The organism is Streptomyces sp. NPDC051051, from assembly GCF_040682975.1.
GTDB lineage: Bacteria > Actinomycetota > Actinomycetes > Streptomycetales > Streptomycetaceae > Streptomyces.
The window spans coordinates 109,542-134,072 of the sequence record NZ_JBFBCB010000012.1 but is presented as its reverse complement, the minus strand read 5'-3'; the positions used below and the strand labels follow the sequence as shown (position 1 = coordinate 134,072).

General features: G+C 70.2%; 25 protein-coding genes, 2 tRNA genes and 1 pseudogene. 14 read left to right on the top strand and 14 right to left on the bottom strand.

Translation table 11 applies throughout. The annotated features are described in order from the left end of the window. Nucleotides 1–62 precede the first annotated feature (62 nt). The 5 genes from paaA to AB0N31_RS12495 are packed head-to-tail and all read left to right on the top strand — an operon-like array spanning nucleotide 63 to nucleotide 3,682. On the top strand, nucleotides 63–1,103 hold the full coding sequence (gene paaA, locus AB0N31_RS12515) for a 1,2-phenylacetyl-CoA epoxidase subunit PaaA (RefSeq protein ID WP_366058320.1): 1,041 nt from the start codon (nucleotides 63–65) through the stop codon (nucleotides 1,101–1,103). Next, nucleotides 1,100–1,387, top strand: a complete 288-nt coding sequence (paaB, locus tag AB0N31_RS12510) for a 1,2-phenylacetyl-CoA epoxidase subunit PaaB (RefSeq protein ID WP_363087670.1) — start codon at nucleotides 1,100–1,102, stop codon at nucleotides 1,385–1,387. The genes paaA and paaB overlap by 4 nt, the downstream gene beginning before the upstream one ends. After that, a complete protein-coding gene (gene paaC, locus AB0N31_RS12505; protein WP_366058319.1) occupies nucleotides 1,384–2,106 on the top strand; it encodes a 1,2-phenylacetyl-CoA epoxidase subunit PaaC in 723 nt (240 codons plus the stop codon). Before paaB ends, paaC begins: the two co-directional genes overlap by 4 nt. Beyond that, a complete protein-coding gene (gene paaD / locus AB0N31_RS12500) occupies nucleotides 2,100–2,621 on the top strand; it encodes a 1,2-phenylacetyl-CoA epoxidase subunit PaaD (RefSeq protein ID WP_366058318.1) in 522 nt (173 codons plus the stop codon). Before paaC ends, paaD begins: the two co-directional genes overlap by 7 nt. Continuing rightward, entirely contained in the window at nucleotides 2,621–3,682 is a 1,062-nt protein-coding gene (locus AB0N31_RS12495) for a 2Fe-2S iron-sulfur cluster-binding protein (protein ID WP_366058317.1), read from the top strand. The genes paaD and AB0N31_RS12495 overlap by 1 nt, the downstream gene beginning before the upstream one ends. Nucleotides 3,683–4,043: 361 nt before the next feature. Here AB0N31_RS12495 and AB0N31_RS12490 read toward each other — a convergent pair whose 3' ends face one another. From AB0N31_RS12490 to AB0N31_RS12470, 5 genes are all read right to left on the bottom strand, one after another. Beyond that, nucleotides 4,044–4,373 (bottom strand): rhodanese-like domain-containing protein, encoded by a 330-nt coding sequence (locus tag AB0N31_RS12490; RefSeq protein WP_363087721.1) that lies wholly within the window; start codon nucleotides 4,371–4,373, stop codon nucleotides 4,044–4,046. 210 nt (nucleotides 4,374–4,583) lie between these two features. After that, a complete protein-coding gene (locus AB0N31_RS12485; RefSeq protein ID WP_366058316.1) occupies nucleotides 4,584–5,381 on the bottom strand; it encodes a hypothetical protein in 798 nt (265 codons plus the stop codon). Between the two features lie 36 nt (nucleotides 5,382–5,417). Then, nucleotides 5,418–5,729, bottom strand: a complete 312-nt coding sequence (locus AB0N31_RS12480; protein ID WP_366058315.1) for a hypothetical protein — start codon at nucleotides 5,727–5,729, stop codon at nucleotides 5,418–5,420. Nucleotides 5,730–5,908: 179 nt separating this feature from the next. Continuing rightward, nucleotides 5,909–7,348 carry a DUF2252 domain-containing protein gene (locus AB0N31_RS12475; RefSeq protein ID WP_366058343.1) on the bottom strand — a complete coding sequence of 480 codons (1,440 nt, stop codon included), beginning with the start codon at nucleotides 7,346–7,348 and terminating at the stop codon, nucleotides 5,909–5,911. 382 nt (nucleotides 7,349–7,730) lie between these two features. Then, nucleotides 7,731–7,814: transfer RNA gene (locus AB0N31_RS12470), tRNA-Leu, on the bottom strand. A 422-nt stretch (nucleotides 7,815–8,236) separates the two neighbouring features. On the opposite strand from AB0N31_RS12470, the gene AB0N31_RS12465 reads away from it, so the two are divergent. The 6 genes from AB0N31_RS12465 (at nucleotide 8,237) to pknB (ending at nucleotide 16,423) form a co-directional block, all read left to right on the top strand. Then, nucleotides 8,237–9,112, top strand: coding sequence for a DUF3662 and FHA domain-containing protein (locus AB0N31_RS12465; RefSeq protein ID WP_366058314.1), 876 nt, complete (start codon nucleotides 8,237–8,239; stop codon nucleotides 9,110–9,112). Nucleotides 9,113–9,122: 10 nt separating this feature from the next. After that, a complete protein-coding gene (locus AB0N31_RS12460) occupies nucleotides 9,123–9,638 on the top strand; it encodes an FHA domain-containing protein (protein ID WP_355911704.1) in 516 nt (171 codons plus the stop codon). A 140-nt stretch (nucleotides 9,639–9,778) separates the two neighbouring features. Continuing rightward, the gene (locus AB0N31_RS12455; RefSeq protein ID WP_366058313.1) at nucleotides 9,779–11,332 is read left to right on the top strand and encodes a Stp1/IreP family PP2C-type Ser/Thr phosphatase; all 1,554 of its coding nucleotides are present in this window, start codon (nucleotides 9,779–9,781) and stop codon (nucleotides 11,330–11,332) included. Nucleotides 11,333–11,359: 27 nt separating this feature from the next. Continuing rightward, on the top strand, nucleotides 11,360–12,799 hold the full coding sequence (locus tag AB0N31_RS12450) for an FtsW/RodA/SpoVE family cell cycle protein (protein WP_366058312.1): 1,440 nt from the start codon (nucleotides 11,360–11,362) through the stop codon (nucleotides 12,797–12,799). After that, nucleotides 12,796–14,268 (top strand): penicillin-binding transpeptidase domain-containing protein, encoded by a 1,473-nt coding sequence (locus tag AB0N31_RS12445; RefSeq protein WP_366058311.1) that lies wholly within the window; start codon nucleotides 12,796–12,798, stop codon nucleotides 14,266–14,268. The genes AB0N31_RS12450 and AB0N31_RS12445 overlap by 4 nt, the downstream gene beginning before the upstream one ends. A 169-nt stretch (nucleotides 14,269–14,437) precedes the next feature. Continuing rightward, nucleotides 14,438–16,423, top strand: coding sequence for a Stk1 family PASTA domain-containing Ser/Thr kinase (pknB, locus tag AB0N31_RS12440; protein WP_366058310.1), 1,986 nt, complete (start codon nucleotides 14,438–14,440; stop codon nucleotides 16,421–16,423). Between the two features lie 97 nt (nucleotides 16,424–16,520). Here pknB and AB0N31_RS12435 read toward each other — a convergent pair whose 3' ends face one another. From AB0N31_RS12435 to AB0N31_RS12410, 6 genes and pseudogenes are all read right to left on the bottom strand, one after another. Continuing rightward, nucleotides 16,521–17,273 carry a class E sortase gene (locus AB0N31_RS12435; protein WP_366058342.1) on the bottom strand — a complete coding sequence of 251 codons (753 nt, stop codon included), beginning with the start codon at nucleotides 17,271–17,273 and terminating at the stop codon, nucleotides 16,521–16,523. Nucleotides 17,274–17,302: 29 nt separating this feature from the next. Next, on the bottom strand, nucleotides 17,303–18,322 hold the full coding sequence (locus AB0N31_RS12430) for a class E sortase (protein WP_366058309.1): 1,020 nt from the start codon (nucleotides 18,320–18,322) through the stop codon (nucleotides 17,303–17,305). Further along, nucleotides 18,319–18,957, bottom strand: a complete 639-nt coding sequence (locus tag AB0N31_RS12425; protein WP_366058308.1) for an aminodeoxychorismate/anthranilate synthase component II — start codon at nucleotides 18,955–18,957, stop codon at nucleotides 18,319–18,321. The genes AB0N31_RS12430 and AB0N31_RS12425 overlap by 4 nt, the downstream gene beginning before the upstream one ends. Next, entirely contained in the window at nucleotides 18,954–19,151 is a 198-nt protein-coding gene (locus AB0N31_RS12420) for a hypothetical protein (protein ID WP_366058307.1), read from the bottom strand. The genes AB0N31_RS12425 and AB0N31_RS12420 overlap by 4 nt, the downstream gene beginning before the upstream one ends. Before the next feature lie 16 nt (nucleotides 19,152–19,167). Next, nucleotides 19,168–19,370: pseudogene (locus tag AB0N31_RS12415) on the bottom strand (class E sortase); the annotation flags it as partial. Nucleotides 19,371–19,424: 54 nt separating this feature from the next. Continuing rightward, nucleotides 19,425–20,213: a DUF881 domain-containing protein gene (locus AB0N31_RS12410; protein WP_366058306.1), complete on the bottom strand. Its 789-nt coding sequence runs from the start codon at nucleotides 20,211–20,213 to the stop codon at nucleotides 19,425–19,427. A 141-nt stretch (nucleotides 20,214–20,354) separates the two neighbouring features. On the opposite strand from AB0N31_RS12410, the gene crgA reads away from it, so the two are divergent. Then, nucleotides 20,355–20,609, top strand: a complete 255-nt coding sequence (gene crgA, locus AB0N31_RS12405) for a cell division protein CrgA (protein WP_086767093.1) — start codon at nucleotides 20,355–20,357, stop codon at nucleotides 20,607–20,609. A 256-nt stretch (nucleotides 20,610–20,865) separates the two neighbouring features. Here the strand turns inward: crgA and AB0N31_RS12400 are convergent, their stop codons facing one another. Together AB0N31_RS12400 and AB0N31_RS12395 are read right to left on the bottom strand one after the other, a co-directional pair. Continuing rightward, nucleotides 20,866–21,756, bottom strand: coding sequence for a rhomboid family intramembrane serine protease (locus AB0N31_RS12400; RefSeq protein WP_366058305.1), 891 nt, complete (start codon nucleotides 21,754–21,756; stop codon nucleotides 20,866–20,868). A 129-nt stretch (nucleotides 21,757–21,885) separates the two neighbouring features. Beyond that, nucleotides 21,886–22,413 carry a peptidylprolyl isomerase gene (locus AB0N31_RS12395; protein WP_366058304.1) on the bottom strand — a complete coding sequence of 176 codons (528 nt, stop codon included), beginning with the start codon at nucleotides 22,411–22,413 and terminating at the stop codon, nucleotides 21,886–21,888. 333 nt (nucleotides 22,414–22,746) lie between these two features. On the opposite strand from AB0N31_RS12395, the gene AB0N31_RS12390 reads away from it, so the two are divergent. Beyond that, entirely contained in the window at nucleotides 22,747–23,448 is a 702-nt protein-coding gene (locus AB0N31_RS12390; RefSeq protein WP_366058303.1) for a DUF5324 family protein, read from the top strand. A gap of 130 nt (nucleotides 23,449–23,578) precedes the next feature. On the opposite strand, the gene AB0N31_RS12385 is transcribed toward AB0N31_RS12390, so the two are convergent. Beyond that, a tRNA-Ala gene (locus tag AB0N31_RS12385) sits at nucleotides 23,579–23,651 on the bottom strand. A gap of 184 nt (nucleotides 23,652–23,835) precedes the next feature. Here AB0N31_RS12385 and AB0N31_RS12380 point away from each other — a divergent pair. Then, a complete protein-coding gene (locus AB0N31_RS12380; protein WP_363087691.1) occupies nucleotides 23,836–24,384 on the top strand; it encodes a DNA-binding protein in 549 nt (182 codons plus the stop codon). The last annotated feature ends 147 nt before the right edge of the window (nucleotides 24,385–24,531 follow it).

The following is a 24,531-nucleotide window of genomic DNA, read 5'->3' as shown; positions in this document are numbered from 1 at the left end:
GCACGGACCGAACGATCGGTCGGGAGACGGCTCGGAGAGAGCCCGAGGTCGAGGGGGACCGCATGGCGACAGCAGCCGCGCACCAGACGGCCCGCACACAGCGGTACGGCGGCCGGGAGACCGCCGACGGCGAGCAGGACGCCTGGGAGAGCGCCTTCGACGCCGCGGTGGCCGCCGACGAACGCATCGAGCCACGCGACTGGATGCCCGACGCCTACCGCGCGACGCTGGTCCGCCAGATCGCCCAGCACGCCCACTCCGAGATCATCGGCATGCAGCCGGAAGCCAACTGGATCACGCGCGCGCCCTCCCTGCGCCGCAAGGCCATCCTCATGGCGAAGGTCCAGGACGAGGCGGGCCACGGCCTGTACCTCTACAGCGCGGCCGAAACACTCGGCACGAGCCGCGAGGAGCTGCTGGACAAGCTGCACACCGGTCGCCAGAAGTACTCCTCGATCTTCAACTACCCCACCCTGACCTGGGCCGACGTCGGCGCGATCGGCTGGCTGGTGGACGGCGCCGCGATCACCAACCAGGTCCCCCTGTGCCGCTGCTCCTACGGCCCGTACGCACGCGCGATGATCCGCGTCTGCAAGGAGGAGTCCTTCCACCAGCGCCAGGGATACGAACTGCTGCTGGCCCTCAGCCGCGGCACCCCCGAACAGCACGCGATGGCCCAGGACGCGGTGGACCGCTGGTGGTGGCCCTCGCTGATGATGTTCGGCCCGCCCGACGACGAGTCCGCGCACTCCGCGCAGTCGATGGCCTGGAAGATCAAGCGGCACTCCAACGACGAACTGCGCCAGCGCTTCGTCGACATCTGCGTGCCGCAGGCCGAGTCCCTGGACCTCACCCTCCCCGACCCGGACCTGAAGTGGAACGAGGAGCGCGGCCACCACGACTTCGGCCCGATCGACTGGACGGAGTTCAAGGAGGTCCTCAAGGGCAACGGCCCGTGCAACGAGCAGCGGCTCACCCAGCGCACCCGGGCGCACGAAGAGGGCGCCTGGGTCCGGGAGGCCGCCGCGGCCCACGCGGCCAAGCACAGCCGGGAAAAGAACGAGAGCCGCGAGAACCGTGGGACGGGAGCGAAGCAGGCATGACGAACACCGACTGGCCCCTGTGGGAGGTCTTCGTGCGCTCCCGCCGCGGCCTCTCCCACACCCACGCGGGCAGCCTGCACGCACCGGACGCGGAGTTCGCCCTGCGCAACGCCCGTGACCTGTACACCCGGCGTGGCGAGGGCGTCTCGCTCTGGGTCGTGCCGTCCGCCGCGATCACCGCCTCCTCGCCGGACGAGAAGGACCCGTTCTTCGACCCGGCAGCCGACAAGGCGTACCGGCACCCGACGTTCTACGAGATCCCGGAGGGGGTGAAGCACCTGTGACCACGACCGCGCGCACGAACACCGCCGCTGTCGCCCTCGGCGACGACGCCCTGGTGCTCTCCCATCGTCTGGGGGAGTGGATGGGCCACGCGCCCGTGCTGGAGGAGGAGGTCGCTCTCGCCAACATCGCCCTCGACCTGCTGGGACAGGCCCGCATCCTGCTGTCGATGGCCGGCGACGAGGACGAACTGGCCTACCTCCGCGAGGAACGCGCCTTCCGCAACCTCCAGTTGGTGGAGCAGCCCAACGGCGACTTCGCCCACACCATCGCCCGCCAGCTGTACTTCTCCACCTACCAGCACCTGCTCTACGACCGACTGGCCGCCGGAGAGGGGCCGTTCGCGGGGCTCGCGGCCAAGGCCGTCAAGGAGGTCGCCTACCACCGCGACCACGCCGAGCAGTGGACCCTGCGCCTCGGCGACGGCACCGAGGTCAGCCACGAGCGGATGCGACGGGCCTGCGACGCCCTGTGGCGGTTCACCGGCGAGATGTTCCAGCCGGTGGACGGCGTCGACACCGACCCGGCCGGCCTGGAGACCCTCTGGCTGGAGTCGGTCGGAGCCGTGCTGCGCCGGGCCGGGCTGGAGCTGCCCCAGGGACCGCGGAGCGGAGCATGGCGCGCGGGCGCGGGCCGTCAGGGCCTGCACACGGAGTCCTTCGGACGGATGCTCGCCGAGATGCAGCACCTGCACCGCAGCCACCCGGGGGCGTCATGGTGACCCTCACGCCCCTGGAGGCGGAACTCCTCGCGGTCGCCGGTTCGGTGCCCGACCCCGAGCTGCCCGTGCTCACCCTCCAGGAGCTGGGCGTCCTGCGCGCGGTCCATGTACGCGACACGGACGCGGTCGAGGTCGAACTGACCCCGACCTACACCGGCTGCCCGGCCGTGGAAACGATGTCCACGGACATCGAGCGGGCGCTGCGCGACCACGGCGTCCGCGAGGTCACCGTGCGCACGGTACTCACCCCCGCCTGGTCGACGGACGACATCTCCGCCGAAGGCCGTCGCAAACTAAGGGAGTTCGGCATCGCGCCGCCGCGCGCGCAGCGCACGGCCGGACCGGTCGGCGTCACCCTCGGACCGACCCGCACCGCCGAGCAGGACCCGGTCCGCTGCCCCCACTGCGGCTCTGCCGACACCGAACTGCTCAGCCGTTTCTCCTCCACCGCCTGCAAGGCGCTGCGGCGCTGCCTGGCCTGCCGTGAACCCTTCGACCACTTCAAGGAGTTGTGATGGCCCGATTCCACCCGCTCCCCGTGGCCGCGGTGGACCGGCTCACCGACGACTCCGTGGCCCTGACCTTCACCGTCCCTTCCGCACTGCGCGAGGAGTACCGGCACGCGCCGGGCCAGCACCTCGCCCTGCGGCGCAGGGCCGACGGGACCGAGATCCGGCGGACGTACTCGATCTGCTCGCCCGCGCCGGAGCCCGCCGGAGAGGGCCCGCGCACCCTGCGGGTGGGCGTGCGGCTGGTCGAGGGCGGCGCCTTCTCGACCTACGCGCTCAAGGAGATCAACGTCGGGGACGAACTGGAGGTGATGACACCGGCGGGCCGCTTCACCCTCGATCCCGCCCCCGGTCTGTACGCGGCGATCGTGGGCGGCAGCGGCATCACCCCGGTGCTGTCGATCGTCTCCACCCTGCTGGCGCGCGAACCCGAGGCCCGGTTCTGCCTGATACGCAGCGACCGTACGGCAGCGTCGACGATGTTCCTGGAGGAGGTCGCCGACCTCAAGGACCGGTATCCGCAGCGGCTGCACCTGGTCACCGTGCTCTCCCGGGAGGAACAACAGGCCGGGTTGCCGTCCGGGCGGCTGGACCGGGAGCGGCTGACCGGGCTGCTGCCTGCACTGCTGCCCGTGGCGGACGTGGCGGGCTGGTTCCTGTGCGGGCCGTTCGGCCTGGTGCAGGGCGCGGAGCGGGCCCTGCGAGAGCTCGGCGTCGCCCGCGCCCGCATCCACGAGGAGATCTTCCACGTGGACGTCACAGCCCCCGCGTCCACCACCCCCGCCCCGGCGCACAGCACGGTCACCGCCCGGCTCGACGGCCGCGGTGGCAGCTGGGCCGTGGCGGACGGCGAGTCGGTCCTGGAGACGGTGCTGCGCAACCGGCCCGACGCGCCCTACGCCTGCAAGGGCGGGGTGTGCGGAACCTGCCGGGCCTTCCTCGTCGCCGGCGAGGTGCGCATGGACCGCAACTTCGCGCTGGAACCGGAGGAGACCGAGGCCGGCTATGTACTGGCGTGCCAGTCGCATCCCCTGACCGAGGCAGTGGAGGTGGACTTCGACCGGTGAGCCGGAAGGACACGGCGACGGCCGGTGCACGGCACCCGGCCGCTCCCGTTCCCTTCCTCTGGAACCCGTTCCGTACTGACGGGCCGTCGGATCGGCTGACCCGTCGGCGGGACGGACCGTGGACTTCGGCTTCCCAGAGGAGCAGCGGGCGGCGGCCGAGGCCGCGCGAAGCGTCTTCGCCGACGTCTGCTGTCCGCTGCACCGCCACCACGCGTGGGCCGAACACCCGGAGCTCTCCCCGGGGCCCGCGGCGGCGCACGAGGAGGCCTGGGCGACCTGTCGGCCGCCCGCACCCCCGGCTGAAGCCCCACCCCGCCCGCAGCCGCACGGACCCGCAGGTCCGGCCGGTGCGGCTGCGGGACTACAGGACGAAGCCGGGCTGCCCGTCGTCGGTGACGACCGGGCGGCCCACGGCCGACCAGTGCTGCATGCCGCCGTCCACGTTCACCGCGTCGACGCCCTGCTGCGCGAGGTACATGGTGACCTGGGCGGAACGGCCACCGGAGCGGCAGATCACATGGACCCGCCCGTCCTGCGGAGCCGCCTCGGTCAGCTCGCCGTAACGCGCGACGAACTCGCTGATGGGAATGTGCAGTGCCCCTTCGGCATGGCCCGCCTTCCACTCGTCGTCCTCCCGGACGTCCAGCAGGAAGTCGCCGTCCTTGAGGTCCTCGACCCCGACCGTGGGCACACCAGCTCCGAAACTCATACCCCCGACGCTACCGGACGCCCCACACCCCCGACGGCCCCGCCGCAGGTCCGATGCCCCCGCCGCAGGGCTCCGCCCCGGGACCGCGCCGGACACCCGGCGACCAGGCCCCGGTGCCGACCGGCCGGACTCCTCGGCCGAACGGCAGGGGCCGCCGCGGACCCGAACCACCGCCCCGGAACCGGAAGCCCCTCAGCCGGTCAGCTCCGCCAGCTCGGCCTCCCGCTTCGCCACCTCGGCCAGGAGCTGCTCGGCGATCTCCTCCAGAAGCCGGTCGGGGTCGTCCGGCGCCATCCGGAGCATCGCGCCGATCGCGCCCTCCTCCAGCTCCCGGGCCACCAACGCCAGCATCTCCTTGCGCTCGGCGAGCCACTCCAGCCGGGCGTACAGCTCCTCGCTGGGGCTGGGCCGCCGCTCCTCGGGGGCCGGGCCGGCCGCCCACTCCTCGGCCAGCTCCCGCAGCGCGGCCTCGTCGCCCCGAGCGTAGGCGGCGTTGACCCGCGTGATGAACTCCTCACGCCGCGCCCGCTCCGCGTCCTCCTGCGCCAGGTCGGGATGGGCCTTGCGTGCCAGCTCCCGGTAGAGTTTGCGGGCCTCGTCGCTGGGCCGCACCCGCTGCGGCGGCCGCACCGACTGGTCCGTGAGCATGGCCTCGGCCTCCGGGAACAGGCCGTTGCCGTCCATCCAGCCGTGGAACAGCTCCTCGACCCCGGGCATCGGCATGACCCGGGCCCGCGCCTCGTCCGCCTTGCGCAGGTCCTCCGGATCACCGGTGCGGGCGGCCGTGGCCTCGGCGATCTGCGCCTCGAGCTCATCGAGCCGGGCGTACATCGGACCGAGTCTCTGGTGGTGGAGCCGCGAGAAGTTCTCGACCTCGACGCGGAAGGTCTCCACCGCGATCTCGAACTCGATCAGCGCCTGCTCAGCGGCCCGTACGGCCTTCTCGAGCCGCTCCTCGGGCCGCGACTGCTCAGCTTCGGGGGTCGTCACCCGACCAGCGTAGGCCACCCCTGAGGGGGACCTCCCTCAGTCCCGGTGCTCCGGGCAGTCCGCCGCCACCCACTCCGCCTCCGGATCCCGGCAGACCACGAGGAGCGTGCCGGGACGGCAGGCCAGTTCGTGGGTGCAGCCGCCGGGGTGCGGGAGGATCTCGTCGAGCACCACCGCGCCGACGTCGTCGAGGGCGCGGACGTCGAGGACGTCGGCCTGGAAGCGGGAGACGCCCGTGTACCGCACGACGAGGTCCTCGTCGTGCTTACAGCAGTTGTGCCCGAAGCGGATCTCCAGGTCCTCGCCCCCGTCCGGCGGGCCTCCACCGGCAGGAGGTCCTTCCCGCACCGTCTGCCCGAGAAGTCGTGGTGATCCGGATCGGTGGCGAACGCGCGCGCCCCGGGAGGCAGTTGCCCGCCCAGCACCGGCAACCGCTCCAGGTACGGCCTCGGATCGAGGACCCCGGGGAGGCCACCGCCCCGGCCGTCCAGCTCGACGTACTTCACCGAACGCCCCTCGTACGGCGCTCACACCCCCGTCTCCGCCGCGATCCTCCCCGTCCGTACCGCCGTCACCAGGTCCGCGTGATCCGCCTCCGTGCGGTCGGCGTAGGCCACGGCGAAGGCGGCCATCGCCTCGTCCAGTTCCTCGTTCTTGCCGCAGTAGCCGGCGATGAGCCGCGGGTCGGCACTGTGCGAGTGGGCGCGGGCCAGCAGGGCGCCGGTCATGCGGCCGTAGTCGTCGACCTGGTCGGCGGCGAGAGCGGCGGGGTCCACGCTGCCTTTGCGGTTGCGGAACTGCCGGACCTGGAAGGGCCGGCCCTCGACCGTGGTCCAGCCCAGCAGGGAGTCGCTGACCACCTGCATGCGCTTCTGCCCGAGGACCACCCGCCGCCCCTCGTGCTCGACGGCCGGAGGCTCGAAACCGGCGCTCGCCAGATGCGGCACCAGCACCGAGCGCCGTGCCTCCTTCACCTGGAGCACGAGCGGCTCGCCCCGGTGGTCCAGCAGCAGGACGACGTAGGACCGGGTGCCCACGCTGCCCGTGCCGACGATGCGGAAGGCCACGTCGTGCACAGCGTGCCGGGCCAGCAGGGGCAGCCGGTCCTCCGGCAGCGTGGTCACGTACTGCTCGAGGGAGGCGGCCACCGCAGCGGCCTCCGCGTCGGGGACGCGCCGCAGCACCGGCGCCGCGTCGACGAAGCGGCGCCCGCCCTCCGGGGTCGGCTCGGTCGACTTCGCGGCGAACCGCCCGCTCGTGTTGGCCCGCGCCTTCTCCGAGACCCGCTCCAGCGTGCCCAGCAGGTCGTGGGCGTCGGCGTGCGAGACGAGTTCCTCGTCGGCGATGGCGTTCCACGCGTCCAGCACCGGAAGCCGGGCCAGCAGGCGCATGGTGCGGCGGTAGGCGCCGGCCGCGTCGTGCGCCGCCCGGCGGCAGGTGTCCTCGTCGGCGCCGGCCTCCCGGCCCGCGAGCACCAGGGACACGGCCAGCCGCTTGAGGTCCCACTCCCAGGGGCCGTCGACCGTCTCGTCGAAGTCGTTCAGGTCGATGACCAGGCCGCCGCGGGCGTCGCCGTACAGCCCGAAGTTGGCCGCGTGCGCGTCGCCGCAGATCTGCGCCGTGACGCGGGTCATCGGGGTACGGGCCAGGTCATGGGCCATGAGGCCCGCCGACCCCCGCAGGAACGCGAACGGTGTGGCGGCCATCCGCCCCACCCGTATCGGCGTGAGTTCGGGGAGGCGCCCCCGGCCGGACTCCTCGACCGCGGTCACCGCGTCGGGGCGGGAGGGGTCCAGGTCGAGCCCGGCGTGCGCCGCGCGCGGCACCCGGCGGCGCAGGGCCTTGCCCTCCTCCTTCGGCGAGCCCGCGGCGGGCCACTCGGCGAACCCCCGCGTCCTGGGAAGGCGCGGCCCCTCACCCGCGACCCCGTCCGCGCTCGCGCCCACCCCGGCACCGGCCTCTGTCACCACGACCGCCTCCCCCGCACCCCGACGAACATCGACTCCTGCAGACCGTACCGCCGACGGCCGAAACCCGTCAGACCCTGTGGACAACCACCCGGGCCCCACCCCGCCCGCACGCAACGCCGTCCCTCTCACCCGTACAGGACGCCCCGTCGACCACGACTGCCCGCCCCGTCCACCAGGTCCGCCCTGTCCGCGCCCGCTCACCCCGCCCCTCGTGAGATACCTCACGTGCGCGAGCTGCATCCACGCATCCGGACACCCCGCCTGCACGTCAGCACGTGTCCGGGCCTCCCCGCCCATGCGTCCACGCATCCCGCACGCATCCACGCCCCCGGACATGCGAAAGCCCCGCAGATCCGAAGATCTGCGGGGCTTTCAGCTGTGCGCGAGGGGGGAGTTGAACCCCCACGCCCTTGCGGGCACTGGAACCTGAATCCAGCGCGTCTGCCTATTCCGCCACCCGCGCATTGGGTGTGTCATCAGGGTGTTGGCCTTGCGGCCCGGCGCCCTCCGACATGCAGAACATTAGCACGTGGGCCAGGGTGCGTTCACATCCCTTCTTCCGGGGCAGAGGTCACCGCGAGAGGCCCGCGGCAACCTCCCTACGTCTCGGCGATGACCGGTTCACGTATCAACCTCGTACCTATGACGGCCGTCTCCCCGATAGGCGGGCGAGCTCCACAGCCAGGTGCGGGACACTGGTCCTCGGCCGCCTCTACGATCCTGGGCAGAAGGACGAGCGAAGGACGCGCGGAGGACGCCGTCGACACCGGTCGGCGGAGCCGACAGGGGGAACCGGCCGATCCACCGGCGCGTGGATACGATCAGTAAGCAGTACCAGGTAGGCAGCAGGACACGGGACGCAAGTCACGACGGAGGAGGTGCCCCATGGGAGTCCTGAAGAAATTCGAGCAGCGTCTCGAGGGTCTGGTCAACGGCACCTTCGCCAAGGTGTTCAAGTCCGAGGTGCAGCCCGTGGAGATCGCGGGAGCGCTCCAGCGGGAGTGCGACAACAACGCGACCATCTGGAACCGCGACCGGACCGTCGTACCCAACGACTTCATCGTGGAGCTGAGCACGCCGGACCACGAGCGGCTCAGCCCCTACTCCGGCCAGCTCGGCGACGAACTGGCCGGCATGGTCCGCGACTACGCGAAGCAGCAGCGCTACACCTTCATGGGACCGATCAAGGTCAACCTGGAGAAGGCTGACGATCTCGACACCGGTCTGTACCGCGTGCGGAGCCGCACCCTCGCCTCCTCCGCCAGCGGCCCGCAGGCGCCCGAGCGCGCGCCCGGCGGCCGCCCCGGCGGGTACGGCTACCCGCCGGCGGCCGGCGGCGCGGCGGCCGCGCCCCCCATGCCCGCCGCACCCCCGCCCGCCGCGGCCGGCGGCCGGCCCGGCGGGTACGGCTACCCGCCCGCGGCCGGCGGTCAGCGCCCGGCGGGCGGCGGACTCGCGGGTGCCCCGGCGCCCGGCTCCCGGACCCGCCACTGGATCGAGATCAACGGCACCCGTCACCAGATCTCCCGTGCGACGCTCGTGCTGGGCCGCAGCACCGAGGCCGACGTGCGGATCGACGACCCCGGCGTCTCCCGCCGGCACTGCGAGATCCGGACCGGAACGCCCTCGACGATCCAGGATCTCGGGTCCACCAACGGCATCGTGGTGGACGGGCAGCACACCACCCGCGCTACGCTCCGCGACGGCTCGCGGATCGTCGTGGGCAGCACCACCATCATTTACCGGCAAGCCGAAGGGTGAAGCGGGGGCAATGTCAGAGCTGACCCTCACGGTCATGCGGCTGGGTTTCCTGGCCGTACTGTGGCTGTTCGTGATCGTGGCCGTGCAGGTCATCCGCAGCGACCTGTTCGGTACGCGTGTCACCCAGCGCAGTGCGCGCCGGGAGGCGGCCCGACCGCAACAGGCCCAGCGCCAGGCGCCTCCGCAGCAGCGCCAGCAACCCGCCGCGGGGGGCGGACGCAGGGGGCGCAACGCCCCGACGAAGCTGGTCGTGTCCGAGGGCACCCTCACCGGCACGACCGTCGCGCTCCAGGGCCAGACCATCAGCCTGGGCCGCGCGCACGACAGCACCATCGTGCTGGACGACGACTACGCCTCCAGCCGCCATGCCAGGATCTACCCGGACCGCGACGGCCAGTGGATCGTCGAGGACCTGGGCTCCACCAACGGCACGTACCTCGACCGAACGCGGCTGACGACTCCCACACCGATCCCGCTGGGCGCGCCGATCCGTATCGGCAAGACCGTCATCGAGCTGCGGAAGTAGTGCTACATCATGAGTGAGCGCGAGCGGAGCGAGCACGCCAGGTCGGCCGGCACCCAGGGCCCCGGCGCGCTCCCGACCGGAGGGTGGGCAGTGTGGCTCGACACGACCGGCTGTACCCGGGGCCGACGGGCGAGGTGCGCATGAGTCTGTCACTGCGCTTCGCCGCCGGATCGCACAAGGGCATGATCCGGGAGGGCAACGAGGACTCCGGTTACGCCGGTCCGCGCCTGCTCGCCATCGCCGACGGCATGGGCGGCGCCGCCGCCGGTGAGGTCGCCTCCTCCGAGGCCATCTCCACCATCGTCGCCCTCGACGACGACGTGCCCGGCTCCGACGTCCTCACCTCGCTCGGAACGGCCGTGCAGCGCGCCAACGACCAGCTGCGCTCGCTGGTCGAAGAAGACCCCCAGCTCGAGGGCATGGGAACCACGCTGACCGCGTTGCTGTGGACCGGCCAGCGGCTGGGGCTCGTGCACGTCGGCGACTCGCGCGCCTACCTGCTGCGGGACGGCGTACTGAGCCAGATCACGCAGGACCACACCTGGGTGCAGCGTCTCGTCGACGAGGGCCGGATCACCGAGGAAGAGGCCACCACCCACCCGCAACGCTCGCTGCTGATGCGGGCGTTGGGCAGTGGGGAGCATGTGGAGCCGGATCTGTCGATCCGCGAGGTGCGGGCCGGCGACCGCTATCTGATCTGCTCCGACGGCCTGTCCGGCGTCGTCTCGCACCAGACGCTCGAGGACACCCTCGCCAGCTACCAGGGCCCGCAGGAGACCGTGCAGGAGCTGATCCAGCTCGCGCTGCGCGGCGGCGGCCCCGACAACATCACCGTGATCGTCGCCGACGTGCTGGACCTGGACACCGGCGACACCCTCGCCGGGCAGCTGTCCGACACCCCGGTCGTGGTCGGCGCCGTCGCCGAGAACCAGAACCAGCCGTACGTCAACGGCATCATGCAGACCCCGGCCGGCCGCGCCTCCGGCCTCGGCCGACAGGGCCGCGGCCAGGGCGGCGGCGAGTTCGGCCCGCCCGGCTCCGGCGACGTCACCGGCTTCATCCCCACCGACGGCTTCGGCGACTACACCGACGACGACTTCGTCAAGCCCCACAAGGGCCGCCGGTGGCTGAAGAGATCCCTGTACGGCGGTCTCGCCCTCGCCGTCATCGGCGGCGGGCTGTACGCCGGCTGGCACTGGACCCAGACCCAGTACTACGTCGGCACCAAGGGCGAGCACGTCGCGCTGTACCAGGGCATCAGCCAGGACCTGGCCTGGGTCTCGCTCTCGAAGGTCGAGAAGGACCACCCCGAGATCGAACTCAAGTACCTGCCGCAGTACCAGCAGAAGCTGGTCGAGGCGACGATCGCCGAGGGCAGCCGGGCCACCGCCCAGAAGAAGATCGACGAACTGGCCGTGCAGGCGTCCGCGTGCCGCAAGCAGGCGGAGGCGGCGACCGCGACCGCCGCGACCCCCAGCAAGGCCGGATCCACGACCGGTGAGGGCAAGGCCGACGGCACCGCGGGAACCACTCCCGTCTCCCTCACGTCCAAGGCATCGCCGACCCCCACCCCGTCGGGATCGGCGTCGTCCCCGTCCGCGTCTCCGTCCACATCAGCGACCGCCACTCCCGGCCCCGGCCCCACCCTCTCGGAGGATGAGCAGAAGGTCGTCTCGCTGTGCGGTAAGCAGTAGGCAAGCCGTGAGAGGCCCCGTCACACGATGAGCAGTACAACCAACACGTCGACGCACCACACGTCCACGATCGGCTCGATCGGCACACCGAGCCGGCGCAACACCGAGCTGGCGCTCCTGGTGTTCGCCGTCCTCATCCCGGTGTTCGCCTACGCCAACGTGGGCCTCGCCATCAACGAGCAGGTGCCGGCCGGCCTGCTCAGCTACGGCCTGGGCCTCGGCCTGCTGGCCGGCGTCGCCCACGTGGTCGTCCGCAAGTTCGCGCCGTACGCAGACCCGTTGATGCTGCCGCTGGCGACGCTGCTGAACGGCCTCGGGCTCGTGGCGATCTGGCGACTGGACCAGTCGAAGCTGCTGCAGTCCATCGACCAGGCCGGTAACGCCGCCCCCCGGCAGCTGCTGTACACGGCGATGGGCATCGCCTTCTTCGTCGTGGTGTTGATCTTCCTCAAGGACCACCGCGTCCTCCAGCGCTACACCTACATCTCCATGGTGGGCGCGCTGTTCCTGCTGCTGCTGCCATTGGTGCCGGGCCTCGGCAAGAACATCTACGGCGCCAAGATCTGGATCCAGGTCGGTAGTTTCAGCATCCAGCCCGGCGAGTTCGCCAAGATCGTCCTGGCCGTGTTCTTCGCCGGCTACCTGATGGTCAAGCGCGACGCCCTCGCACTCGCCAGCCGCCGCTTCATGGGCCTGTACCTGCCGCGCGGTCGCGACCTCGGCCCGATCCTGGTGGTCTGGTTCATCTCGATCCTGATCCTGGTCTTCGAGACGGACCTCGGCACCTCGCTGCTGTTCTTCGGAATGTTCATCATCATGCTGTACGTCGCCACCGAGCGGACCAGCTGGATCGTCTTCGGTCTGCTGATGTCGGCGGGCGGCGCGGTCGGCGTGGCCAGCTTCGAGACGCACGTCCAGCAGCGCGTCCAGGCCTGGCTCGACCCGATGAAGGAGTACCTGCTTTCCCGGCAGGGCCAGGTGGGCCACTCCGAGCAGGCCATGCAGGCCCTGTGGGCCTTCGGTTCCGGCGGCACCCTCGGCACCGGCTGGGGCCAGGGCCACTCCGAGCTGATCCGGTTCGCCGCCAACTCCGACTTCATCCTCGCCACCTTCGGCGAGGAGCTGGGCCTGGCCGGCCTCATGGCGCTCCTGCTGCTGTACGGCCTGATCGTGGAGCGCGGCGTGCGCACCGCACTCGCCGCCCGCGACCCGTTCGGCAAGCTGCTCGCCATCGGCCTCTCCGGTGCCTTCGCCCTCCAGGTGTTCGTCGTCGCGGGCGGTGTGATGGGCCTCATCCCGCTGACCGGTATGACGATGCCGTTCCTGGCCTACGGCGGTTCCTCCGTCATCGCCAACTGGGCGCTGATCGGCATCCTGATCAGAATCAGCGACACCGCGCGCCGTCCGGCCCCGGCCCCCGCCTCCAACCCCGACGCCGAGATGACCCAGGTGGTCCGCCCGTCATGAACAAGCCCCTGCGCCGGATCGCGGTCTTCTGCGGACTCCTGATCCTCACCCTGCTCCTCCGCGACAACTACCTCCAGTACGTCAAGGCCGACACCCTGGCCTCCGACGACGACAACCGCCGCGTCAACATCGCCCGGTACGCCACCCCGCGCGGCGACATCATCGTCGGCGACAAGGCCATCACCGGCTCCGTCGAGACCACCAGCGGCGACTACAAGTACAAGCGCACCTGGGTCAACGGTCCGATGTGGGCGCCGGTCACCGGTTACTCCTCCCAGGCCTTCGGCGCCACCCAGCTGGAGAAGCTCGAGGACGGCATCCTCACCGGCAACGACGACCGGCTCTTCTTCCGCAACACGCTCGACATGATCACGGGCAAGAAGAAGGAGGGCGGCAGCGTCGTCACCACCCTCAACGCCGCCGCGCAGAAGGCCGCGTACGAAGGGCTGGGCGACAAGAAGGGCGCCGTCGCCGCGATCGACCCGGCCACCGGCAAGATCCTCGCGCTGGTCTCGACGCCGTCGTACGATCCGTCGAAATTCGCCGGAGCCTCCGACAAGGACGCCGAGGCGTGGAGCGCCGTCCAGAAGAAGAACAACCCCGACGACCCGATGCTGAACCGGGCGCTGCGCGAGACCTACCCGCCGGGCTCCACCTTCAAGGTGGTCACCGCGGCCGCGGCGCTGGAGAACGGCGTGGCCTCGGGCATCGACGACGCCACCAAGACGCCGGACCCGTACCAGCTGCCGGGCACCACCACCGACCTCACCAACGAGCACGGTGAGTGCGAGAACGCCAGCCTGCGGTACGCGCTCATGGTGTCCTGCAACACCGTCTTCGCGAAGCTGTCCGACAGCGTCGGCAACGAGAAGATGATCGAGCAGGCGCAGAAGTTCGGCTACAACAACAAGGAACTGGACACCCCGGTCCGCGCCTCCGAGAGCGTCTACCCCGAGGACAACAAGCCGCAGAACGCCATGGACGGCATCGGCCAGGCCTCCAACCGCGCCACCCCGCTCCAGATGGCCATGGTCGCCTCGGCCGTCGCCAACGACGGCAAGCTGATGAAGCCGTACATGGTCGACCAGCTCAAGGCCGCGAACCTCGACACCATCGAGACGACCGAGCCGCAGGAGCTGTCCCAGGCGGTGTCCTCGGAGACCGCGCAGAAGCTCCAGGAGATGATGGAGACGGTCGTCAACAACCCGCAGGGCACCGGCGGCAAGGCGAAGATCTCCGGCGTCGTCGTCGGCGGCAAGACCGGTACCGCCCAGCACGGCCTGAACAACAGCGAGAAGCCGTACGCCTGGTTCATCTCCTACGCGAAGCTGGCCGACGGCAGCTCGCCGGTCGCCGTCGCGGTCGTCGTCGAGGACGGCGCCGCCAGCCGTGACGACATCAGCGGTGGCGGCCTCGCCGGCCCGATCGCGAGGGACGTGATGAAGGCCGTCATCGACAGCAAGAAGTGACCCCCATCACGTCGCCCACACATCGGTGCACGTTGCGATACCGGTCCGGTATCGGGTGACGGGCTTGGCCAAGTCACACAGTGCCGTCCGGGTACGGTATGCCCGGGCGGCAGCCGCCGACCGCACACGTGTGCCGGTCGGGACCGACGGAGAGGGCTGGTAGGTAGCTATGGAAGAGCCGCGTCGCCTCGGCGGCCGGTACGAGCTGGGCCACGTGCTCGGCCGTGGTGGCATGGCCGAGGTCTACCTCGCGCATGACATCCGCCTCGGCCGCACCGTGGCGGTGAAGACGCTGCGCGTGGACCTCGCGCGCGATCCTTCCTTCCAGGCCCGGTTCCGCCGGGAGGCCCAGTCGGCCGCCTCGCTCAACCACCCTGCGATCGTCGCGGTCTACGACACGGGCGAGGACTACATCGACGGGGTCTCGATCCCGTACATCGTCATGGAGTACGTCGACGGCTCCACACTCCGCGAGCTGCTCCACTCCGGCCGCAAGCTGCTGCCGGAGCGGACGCTGGAGATGACCATCGGCATCCTCCAGGCCCTGGAGTACTCGCACCGCGCCGGCATCGTGCACCGCGACATCAAGCCGGCGAACGTCATGCTGACGCGCAACGGCCAGGTCAAGGTCATGGACTTCGGCATCGCCCGCGCCATGGGCGACTCCGGCATGACGATGACGCAGACCTCGGCCGTGATCGGCACCGCCCAGTACCTCTCCCCGGAGCAGGCCAAGGGCGAGCAGGTCGACGCCCGCTCCGACCTGTACTCCACGGGCTGCCTGCTGTACGAACTGCTGACCGTACGGCCGCCGTTCGTCGGCGACTCCCCGGTCGCGGTCGCCTACCAGCACGTCCGCGAGGAACCCCAGGCGCCCAGCGTCTTCGACCCCGAGATCACGCCCGAGATGGACGCGATCGTGTTGAAGGCCCTCGTCAAGGACCCCGACTACCGCTACCAGTCCGCCGACGAGATGCGCGCCGACATCGAGGCCTGCCTCGACGGCCAGCCCGTCGCGGCCACGGCGGCCATGGGCTCGGTCGGCTACGGCGGCTACCCGGACGACCAGCCGACCACCGCGCTGCGCTCCACGGACGGCGGCGCCACCTCGATGATGCCCCCGGTGAACCCGGACGGCGGCGGCTTCGGCTACGACGACCGCCCGGACCGGCGCCGCCAGAAGAAGTCCAACACCTCGACGATCCTGCTGGTCGTCGCCGCCGTGCTGGTTCTCGTGGGCGCGATCCTGATCGGGAAGTGGATCTTCAGCGGTGACGGCACGGGCAACGACACGGTGACCGTGCCCACCCTCATCGGGAAGACCCAGGCCGAGGCCACCCAGCAGCTGGCCAACGTCGACCTCAAGGTCGGGACCGTCACACAGAAGCCCTGCGAGGACCAGGCCAAGGGCAACATCTGCGACCAGGACCCCGACCCCGAGACCGAGGTCGACAAGAAGTCCGCCGTCAACCTGGTGGTGTCCACGGGGGCGCCGAAGGTCGCCGTGCCGAGTGTCCTCGGCAAGAGCCTCGACGACGCCAAGTCGATCCTCGAGGGCGACCAGTACCAGCTGGTCGTCGAGACCAAGAACGAGATCTCCACGGAGGAGCCCGGCACTGTCCTGGACCAGGACCCGAAGCTGGGTTCCGAGGTCGAGAAGGGCTCCAAGGTCACCCTCGTCATCGCCAAGGCCGAGGACAAGGCGACCGTCCCCGACGTCCTCAACCAGAGCTGTGACCAGGCCAAGGCCCAGATGCAGGCCAACAACCTGGTCGGCAACTGCACCGAGGTCGAGACCCAGGACCAGAACCTGGTCGGCAAGGTCATCTCGACCACACCGTCGGCCAACTCGAAGGCCACGAAGGGTTCCCAGGTCCAGATCCAGATCGGCAAGGCACCCGAGAACCAGCAGGTGCAGGTTCCGGGCAACCTCCAGGGCATGAAGCTGAAGGACGCCAAGAAGGCGCTCCAGGACGCGGGCCTGAACGTCGGCAACGTCACCGTCGACGACGACAACGCCACCGTCATCAGCTCCGACCCGGCGCCGGGCAGCACGGTGAACAAGGGCCAGACGGTCAACCTGGTCACCTTCGGCGGCGGCGGGAACAACGGGGGCAACGACGGAGGGGGCGGCTTCTTCGGCGGGGCCGGATAGCCGCCGCACCACGCGAAAGGCCTCGGGCCCTGCCGGACGGATGATCCGGCAGGGCCCGAGGCCTTTGCTCATGACTCAGCAGGGCTGGGGCCCGGCCTCAGCGCAGCTCCGCCGGCGGCGTCCGCTCCGCGTCCACCTTCTCCACGCGGTCCAGTTCGCCCCACACCACGTAGCGGTAGCGGCTCGTGTAGACGGGGGTGCAGGTGGTCAGGGTGATGTACTTGCCGGCCTTCTTCTTCCCGGACTCCTTCGGGACCGCGCCGAGGACCTCGACGTTGTACTTCGAGGTCTCGGGCAGGACGGCGTACACCTTGTAGACGTACCAGTTGTCCTTGGTCTCGAAGACGATCGGATCGCCCTCGTCGAGCTTGTCGATGTCGTGGAACTTGGCGCCGTGGCCGTCGCGGTGGGCGGCGAGGGCGAAGTTGCCGTCCTTGCCGCTGGTCGGGAGCGTGGCCTTGACGGGGTCGGTGTAGTAGCCGGCGACGCCGTCGTTGAGGATCTTCGACGTGGTGCCCTTCTCGACCAGGACCTCGCCGTCGCCCAGGGCGGGCACGTGCAGGAAACCGATGCCCTCCTTGGTGTCGAGCTCACCCGGACCGGCCTCCTGCGCCCAGGTGTCGCGGACCTTGTCGCCCTGACGGTCGGCCTTGCGGTCGGCGACCACGTTGGTCCACCACAGGGAGTAGACGACGAACAGACCGAGCACCAGCCCGGCCGTGATGAGGAGTTCACCGAAGAAGCTGACCGCCTGCGCGATCCGTCCACCGCGCCGCCGCGGGGGCGGGGCGGCGGCGCCCCGCGTGCCGCTGTGCTCTTCGTGCTCGGTGTCGCCGGTGGTCGCTGCCACGTTCACTCTGCCCCTACTCGACTGCACGCCTACTCGACGAGCGCATCCGGCTTGCCCTTGCTGCGCGGTCGCTCCTCGGCCATCTTGCCCCAGACGATCAGCCGGTACTTGCTGGTGAACTCCGGCGTGCACGTCGTCAGCGTGATGTACCGGCCCGGTCCGGTGAATCCGGATCCCGGCGGCACGGGTTCGAGGACGCTCACGTTGCTCGGCGAGGTCACCGGGAGCATCGACGCCATCTTGTAGACGTAGTACTCGTCCTGCGTCTCGACGACGATCGCGTCGCCGGGCTGGAGCCTGTTGATGTACCGGAACGGCTCGCCGTGCGTGTTGCGGTGGCCGGCGAGCCCGAAGTTGCCGGTCTTCGCGTCGGGCATGGCCGTCTTCAGCGCGTCCTCGCCGTAGTGCCCGACCATGCCCTTGTCGAGCACCTTCTTGTTGCTGATGCCCTCGGCGATCGGCACCACCACGTCCAGCTTCGGGATGTGCAGGATGGCGAAGCCCTGTCCCGGCGAGAAGGTGCCGGGGTTGCGCTTGCCGCTCGCCCAGTCGTCCTGGAGGCTGCTGGCCTCCCTGTCCGCCTGCGCGTGCGCCCGGACGTTCGTCCACCACAGCTGGTAGGTGACGAAGAGGAGCATCAGCACACCGGTGGTGATGAACACCTCGCCGACCGCCCGGCTGGCGACGACCGCCGCGCTCGGCTTGCGGGCCCGCGCCTGCCGACGGGCCTCCACCCGCGAGAGGGGCCGCGCCGCCGTTCCCGACGGACCCTCAGGGCCACCGGATCCGCCCTGGCTGTCGTGGTCACCGTGCCCCCCGTGACGCCCGTGGCGGCCCTTGGCGGCCTTTCTGCGGGTCGCCCGGCCTCCCGCCGGGGTTGCCGTGACAGGAGGGGCCGTCGAGGCTCCAGAAGCGGACAGGGAATCGCCGCCGAACGCGGACCCGGGCGACTGCGGTATCCGCAGCGCCACCGTCTCCTCGTCGATGGGAGGCTCGTACGGCGTGCCGCCGTACAGATGATCCTCACGCTCGGGGCGCACCGCGGTCACGCCGTGGCCCTGCCCACCACCGGAGCGAGCCCCGCCGACCTCGCCACGGCACCCTGGTCGCCGCACTCCACCAGCCAGTTGGCCAACATCAGGTGCCCGTGCTCGGTGAGCACCGACTCCGGGTGGAACTGCACTCCCTCGACGGGCAGTTCACGGTGGCGCAGACCCATGACGATGCCGTCCTGGGTGCGGGCCGTGACCTCCAGCTCGGCCGGGACCGTCGCCGGCTCGGCCGCGAGCGAGTGGTAGCGGGTCGCCGTGAAGGGCGAGGGCAGACCGGCGAAGACGCCCTTGCCGCCGTGCTCCACCAGCGAGGTCTTGCCGTGCAGCAGCTCCGGCGCCCGGTCCACCACACCGCCGTACGCCACCTGCATCGACTGCATGCCCAGGCAGACGCCGAAGACGGGCACGCCGGTGCTCGCGCAGTGGCGGACCATGTCCACGCAGACGCCGGCCTCCTCCGGGGTGCCGGGGCCCGGCGACAGCAGGACGCCGTCGAAGCCGTCCTGCGCGTGCGCCGTCGACACCTCGTCGTTGCGCAGGACCTCGCACTCGGCACCCAGCTGGTACAGGTACTGGACCAGGTTGAAGACGAAGCTGTCGTAGTTGTCGACGACGAGAATGCGCGCGCTCACTGGTTGTCCACCGTCACATCGTTGAAGGGAAGCAGCGGTTCGGCCCACGGGAAGACGTATTGGAAGAGGGCATACACCACGGCCAGAACCAGCACGATCGAGATCAGCGCCTTCACCAACGCGTTTCCCGGCAGATGCCGCCAGATCCAGCCGTACATGCCGTCCCTTCCGTCGCACCACGGCACCAGACTCACGCCGTACGTCACCAGACTAGCGGCGCAGGGCCTTCGGTTCGCCTGCCTCCACAGGCTGTGTGGAGGCCGGATGCGCCCGGACGATCAGCCGGCGACCGTGCCCCACCCGGGCCGGCACGTGGTCGGCGTCGCATGGCGTCCGGGACGCGTCTACCCCGACTTACGTGGCGCAGGGCCGATCACCTCGACGTCCGGGGGCACTGTTTCAGGGATACGGTCGCCGTCCCCGCGAGCACCGGCATGTTCCACGTGAAACCAGGCCGCGGGGTGGGCCTACTCCACCGGCTTCGCGTAGTGCAGATCCACTGTGCCCGAGTAGCCGGGCAGCGTCACCGTGCCGTCCTCGGTGACCTTCCAGCCGAGCCCGTAGACGTTGACGTACACCATGTAGTTCTGGATCGCCAGGGAGTCGGCGAGCGCCTGCTGGAGCTTCTCGGGGTCCCCGACCGCCTGGATCTTGTACGGCGGGGAGTAGACGCGGCCCTGGAGGATCAGGGTGTTGCCCACACAGCGCACCGCGCTGGTGGAGATCAGCCGCTGGTCCATGACCTTGATGCCCTCGGCGCCGCCCTGCCACAGGGCGTTCACCACGGCCTGGAGGTCCTGCTGGTGGATGACCAGGTAGTCGGGCTGGGGCTCCGGATAGCCGGGGAGCTTGGCGGTGGCGTTCGGCGGGGCGTCGTTGAGCGTGACCGTGACCGCCCGGCCCTTGACCTTCTGGGTGCCCGCAGCGTCCTCGAGCCGGGCCAGTTTCTCGTCCTCGGCCAGGGTGCTTCCGTCGTCGGCCTCGGCCAGTGACTCGACCTCGTCGCGCAGGGCCGCGTTGGACTCGTCCAGCTCGCCGTTCTTGTGACTGCGTTCCTGGATGAGGTCGGACAGCTTCAGCAGCGAGGTGTCCGTGCGGATGTTGGTGCCCTTGGCGGTGTCGAAGCTGGTGAAGAAGATGAGACCCGCGAGGGCGAAGACACCGGCGGTGAGCACACGGACCGGCCGGAAGCGCGGACGGTGGCCGGGAGAGGAACCCGTTGAACCCGTCCCGGGGAAGTCGGCAGAATTGCTCAACGTACCCTTATCTCCTTCGGCGCCGTAGAAGCACTACGCTAACGGACGCCCGGGGGAGCGGTCAGTGTCCCCTTGTACGCCGACCCGAGCCCGACCCAGTACCCTGCGCGGCCACGCAGCGCATCGACAGGAGAGACCCTCGTGCCGAAGTCACGTATCCGCAAGAAGGCCGACTACACGCCGCCGCCCGCAAAGCAGGCGACCGCCATCAAGCTCAACAGCCGTGCCTGGGTCGCGCCGGTGATGCTGGCCATGTTCCTCATCGGACTCGCCTGGATCGTCGTGTTCTACGTGACCGACGGATCACTGCCCATCGACGCCCTGGGCAACTGGAACATCGTGGTCGGCTTCGGCTTCATCGCCGCCGGCTTCGGTGTCTCCACCCAGTGGAAGTAGCCGGCGGAGCACCTCTGCCCAGGGGTATCCACCGAGTTATCCACAACCCTTTTCCACAGTGGGGAAAAAGAACGACCATCTGTGGATAACCTTCCGGATGTTGACGCCGGTATGACGAACGGCCAGCAACCGAAAACTTGTTCGCCCCCTGCCTGACCTGCGGAAAAGCTGGTCGATGGCAGGGGGCACAGTTGTTCCCGCACCGTGTGCACAAGATCGGGCACACGCTGTGGACAACGCAGGTCCCGAGTTGTGCTCAGGTGAGCTGGGCGGTCCTCAGGAGCGTGACGACCACGATCACGGCCAGTACGAGGGCGCAGGTGCCGTACTGCACGAGAGAGCGGCGATCGCGCGGGGCGTGGACCATGGCGACCCCGATGACCACGCCCGCCACCAGGCCACCGATGTGGGCCTGCCAGGCGATGTTGCTCCATCCGAAGGTGAAGATCAGGTTGATCACCAACAGGGCGATGATCGGCCGCATGTCGTGCCGCATGCGGCGCATCAGCACCGCGGTGGCGCCGAAAAGCCCGAAGACGGCGCCGGAGGCACCGAGCGAACCGCTGCTCGGTGAGGCCAGCAGATAGGTCAGGGCGCTGCCCGCGAGTCCGGAGAGCAGGTAGAGGGCCAGGTAGCGGACACGCCCCAAGGCCTCTTCCAACGGGCCGCCGAGCCACCACAGGCTCAGCATGTTGAAGGCGATGTGCCAGATGGCCTCGTGCGTGAACATCGAGGTGAAGAGCCGGTACCACTCGCCCTCGGAGACCCCCTGGGTGGCGCCGAACGGCGCCGGGGGCCACTGGCCGACGAGCACCAGGTCGCCCAGCAACGACGACCGCACCTGGACAGCGAGGAAGACCGCCAGGTTGATCCCGATCAGGATCTTCGTGAGCAGCCGCGGATCGGCCGCGACGGTCCCGCCCGCGAGGGTGCGGGGCCGGTTCGCGTCCGGTGCGTGGCCCGTGCCGGAGCCGTTCCGCACGCACTCCGGACACTGGAAGCCGACGGAGGCGCTCACCATGCACTCGGGGCAGATCGGGCGCTCACAACGCGTGCAGCGCACGCCGGTCTCACGACCCGCATGCCGGTAACAGACCGGCAGACCACTCTGCGCGTCGTCCGGCCGACTGCCTGGCGCCTGATCCATGGGCTCCCCCGATCTCGTCGTGAACAAGGCTGTGCCCCGACCGTCCCTACGGACGAGCGGGGCAAATGGTTCCCACGGGGCACCGGACGCCGACCGGCCCGGTGCCGCGCGCTCAAGCGCGGATCAGGGCTACCGCTTCTCGACGACGACCGACTCGATGACGACGTCCTTCAGCGGGCGGTCGGTGCGCGGATTGGTCTGGGTGCCCGCGATCGCGTCGATGACCTTCTGGCTCGCCGGGTCGGTGACCTCGCCGAAGATGCTGTGCTTGCGGGTCAGCCAGGCCGTCGGGGAGACGGTGATGAAGAACTGCGAGCCGTTGGTGCCCGGGCCGGCGTTGGCCATCGCCAGCAGATACGGCCGGTCGAAGCGCAGGTCCGGGTGGAACTCGTCCTCGAACTGGTAGCCGGGCCCACCGGTGCCGTTGCCCAGCGGGTCACCGCCCTGGATCATGAATCCGCTGATCACCCGGTGGAAGACCGTGCCGTCGTAGAGCTTGGCCGAGGACTTCTCGCCAGTGGCGGGGTGGACCCACTCCCGGCCCCCGGTGGCGAGGTCGACGAAGTTCTTGACCGTCTTGGGCGCGTGGTCCGGGAAGAGCCGGACCTCGATGTCGCCGTGGTTGGTCTTCAGGGTGGCGTAGAGCTGCTCGGCCACGGTCTGCCTTCCGTTGTCTTCGTGTGACCCACCGATCCTCGCACGCCCGGGGCGGACCGTCGCCCGGCCGCGTCCCGTGCGCAGGAACCGCCCACTTCACGTACGGAAAAGCGCCTGTCCCGCCCGAGACGGGGGCAAGCCGGGCCGATCCGTGGCATTGTCGACGACAAGTTCCCGTTGCCCCGTATTCACCCGCTCATGGATCCGATCAAGACAACTCGGGCGTCCGGCACCCGTATGCCCGTCCGCGCATGCCCCAGAGGCTGTCGACAGGCATGATCCGTAAAAGGGTGGAAAGTCGAAATACCGTACGCCACCGAGGAGGAGGAACCCGTGACCCGCATCGACAGCGTGCGCGCCGCGACCGGTTCGGCGAAGGACAGCGTGCTGCACGCCGCGGAAGTGGTGGCGCCCTACGCCGACACGGCCAAGGAAAGGGCCGCGCTCTACGCGCACGAGGCCCGCGTACGGCTCGCGCCCAAAGTGACGCAGGCCGCCGAACAGGCCCGCGTCCAGTACGACGCCCTTGTGGCGCCCCGCTTGGAACAGGCGTTGGCGCATGTCCCGCCGAAGGTCGACCAGGCCGCTCATGAAGCGGCCCTCCGTACGCGCCTGGCCGCCCGGCAGGCCGCCGAGTACTCCCGGCCGAAGATCGAACAGGCGGTGGCCGCGGCCGGGCCCGTGAAGAGCGAGGCCGCCGCCCGCAGCGTCGCCGCGCTGGCCGCCCTGCGCGGTCAGGTGACGCCGAGGGAGATCGAGAAGCTGGTGCGCAAGCATCGCCGCCGCGCCAGGGCGGGCAAGCTCGCCAAGGCACTGGCGGTGGCCGGCGTCGTGGCCGGGGGCGCCTTCGCCGCCTGGAAGTGGTGGGACAAGCAGGCCAACCCCGACTGGCTGGTCGAGCCCCCCGCCGCCACCGAGGTACCCGCCGCGGGCGGTCTGACGTCGGTCGACGGCAGCGGTGACGCCTCGGCCCTCGACCCCGAGGTGCAGGCGAAGGAGGACGAGGAGACGTCGAACCGCGAGGACCGCGGCTGAGCCTCTCCGCCCACGTTTCACGTGAAACAGCCCCGAGGATCCAGGGGCCCGTCGCTCCAGGGATCCGCGGGGTCGCACGAAGAAGAGCCCCTCCGTCCGGTGGTCACCGGACGGAGGGGCTCTTTCGATGTGGAGCCTAGGGGAGTCGAACCCCTGACATCTGCCATGCAAAGACAGCGCTCTACCAACTGAGCTAAGGCCCCTCATGGGGAAGCGTCCGGCCGGAGGAGACGATCCCGGCGGGCGCCGACGACCAGAGTACCGGGTCACCCCCCGTATCTCGCAAAAAGATTGGGGGTCCCCGCGGATGACCACTCTCCGTAAGATGCTCGGCGTGGTTCGCGACAGCGAACCGCGGTTTCTTGGGGAAGCGATGGGGAGACGCACATGGACGCCGCACAGCAGGAAGCAACCGCGAGAGCGCGGGAACTGCAGCGGAACTGGTACGGGGAGCCGCTGGGGGCGCTCTTCCGTAAGCTCATAGACGACCTCGGTCTCAACCAGGCTCGTCTCGCGGGAGTGCTGGGGTTGTCGGCGCCGATGCTGTCCCAGCTGATGAGCGGGCAGCGGGCGAAGATCGGCAACCCGGCGGTCGTACAGCGGGTACAGCTGCTGCAGGAACTGGCGGCCCAGGTCGCGGACGGCAGCGTCAGCGCCGCCGAGGCGACCGAGCGCATGGACGAGATCAAGCGGTCGCAAGGGGGATCGGTGCTCAGCAACACCACACAGACGACGAGCGGTTCGGGGGCGCCCACGGTCAAGCGGGTCGTCCGCGAGATCCAGTCGCTGCTGCGCTCGGTGGCCGCCGCCGGTGACATCATCGACGCGGCCGACACCCTCGCCCCGACCCACCCGGAACTGGCAGAGTTCCTCAAGGTCTACGGCGCCGGCCGCACCTCGGACGCCGTGGCGCACTACCAGTCCCACCAGAACTGAGCACCGGGCCCGGTGACCGAAGGGGGTTCGGCGACCGGGCCGACGGCACAGTGCAGGACCGCGAGGGGCGCGGAAGTGCCGCTCTTCACCGGGGGATGACGCGAGCCGGATCGTGACGGGCCACGGGGGTCGTATCACTCATCACCG

Bases quoted from the DNA above. Each gene is read 5' to 3' on its own strand.
- paaA (WP_366058320.1), top strand. From the start codon at position 63: ATGGCGACAGCAGCCGCGCACCAGACGGCCCGCACACAGCGGTACGGC.
- paaB (WP_363087670.1), top strand. From the start codon at position 1,100: ATGACGAACACCGACTGGCCCCTGTGGGAGGTCTTCGTGCGCTCCCGC.
- paaD (WP_366058318.1), top strand. From the start codon at position 2,100: ATGGTGACCCTCACGCCCCTGGAGGCGGAACTCCTCGCGGTCGCCGGT.
- AB0N31_RS12495 (WP_366058317.1), top strand. From the start codon at position 2,621: ATGGCCCGATTCCACCCGCTCCCCGTGGCCGCGGTGGACCGGCTCACC.
- AB0N31_RS12465 (WP_366058314.1), top strand. From the start codon at position 8,237: ATGGGAGTCCTGAAGAAATTCGAGCAGCGTCTCGAGGGTCTGGTCAAC.
- AB0N31_RS12460 (WP_355911704.1), top strand. From the start codon at position 9,123: ATGTCAGAGCTGACCCTCACGGTCATGCGGCTGGGTTTCCTGGCCGTA.
- AB0N31_RS12455 (WP_366058313.1), top strand. From the start codon at position 9,779: ATGAGTCTGTCACTGCGCTTCGCCGCCGGATCGCACAAGGGCATGATC.
- AB0N31_RS12450 (WP_366058312.1), top strand. From the start codon at position 11,360: ATGAGCAGTACAACCAACACGTCGACGCACCACACGTCCACGATCGGC.
- AB0N31_RS12445 (WP_366058311.1), top strand. From the start codon at position 12,796: ATGAACAAGCCCCTGCGCCGGATCGCGGTCTTCTGCGGACTCCTGATC.
- pknB (WP_366058310.1), top strand. From the start codon at position 14,438: ATGGAAGAGCCGCGTCGCCTCGGCGGCCGGTACGAGCTGGGCCACGTG.
- AB0N31_RS12400 (WP_366058305.1), bottom strand. From the start codon at position 21,756: ATGGATCAGGCGCCAGGCAGTCGGCCGGACGACGCGCAGAGTGGTCTG.
- AB0N31_RS12380 (WP_363087691.1), top strand. From the start codon at position 23,836: ATGGACGCCGCACAGCAGGAAGCAACCGCGAGAGCGCGGGAACTGCAG.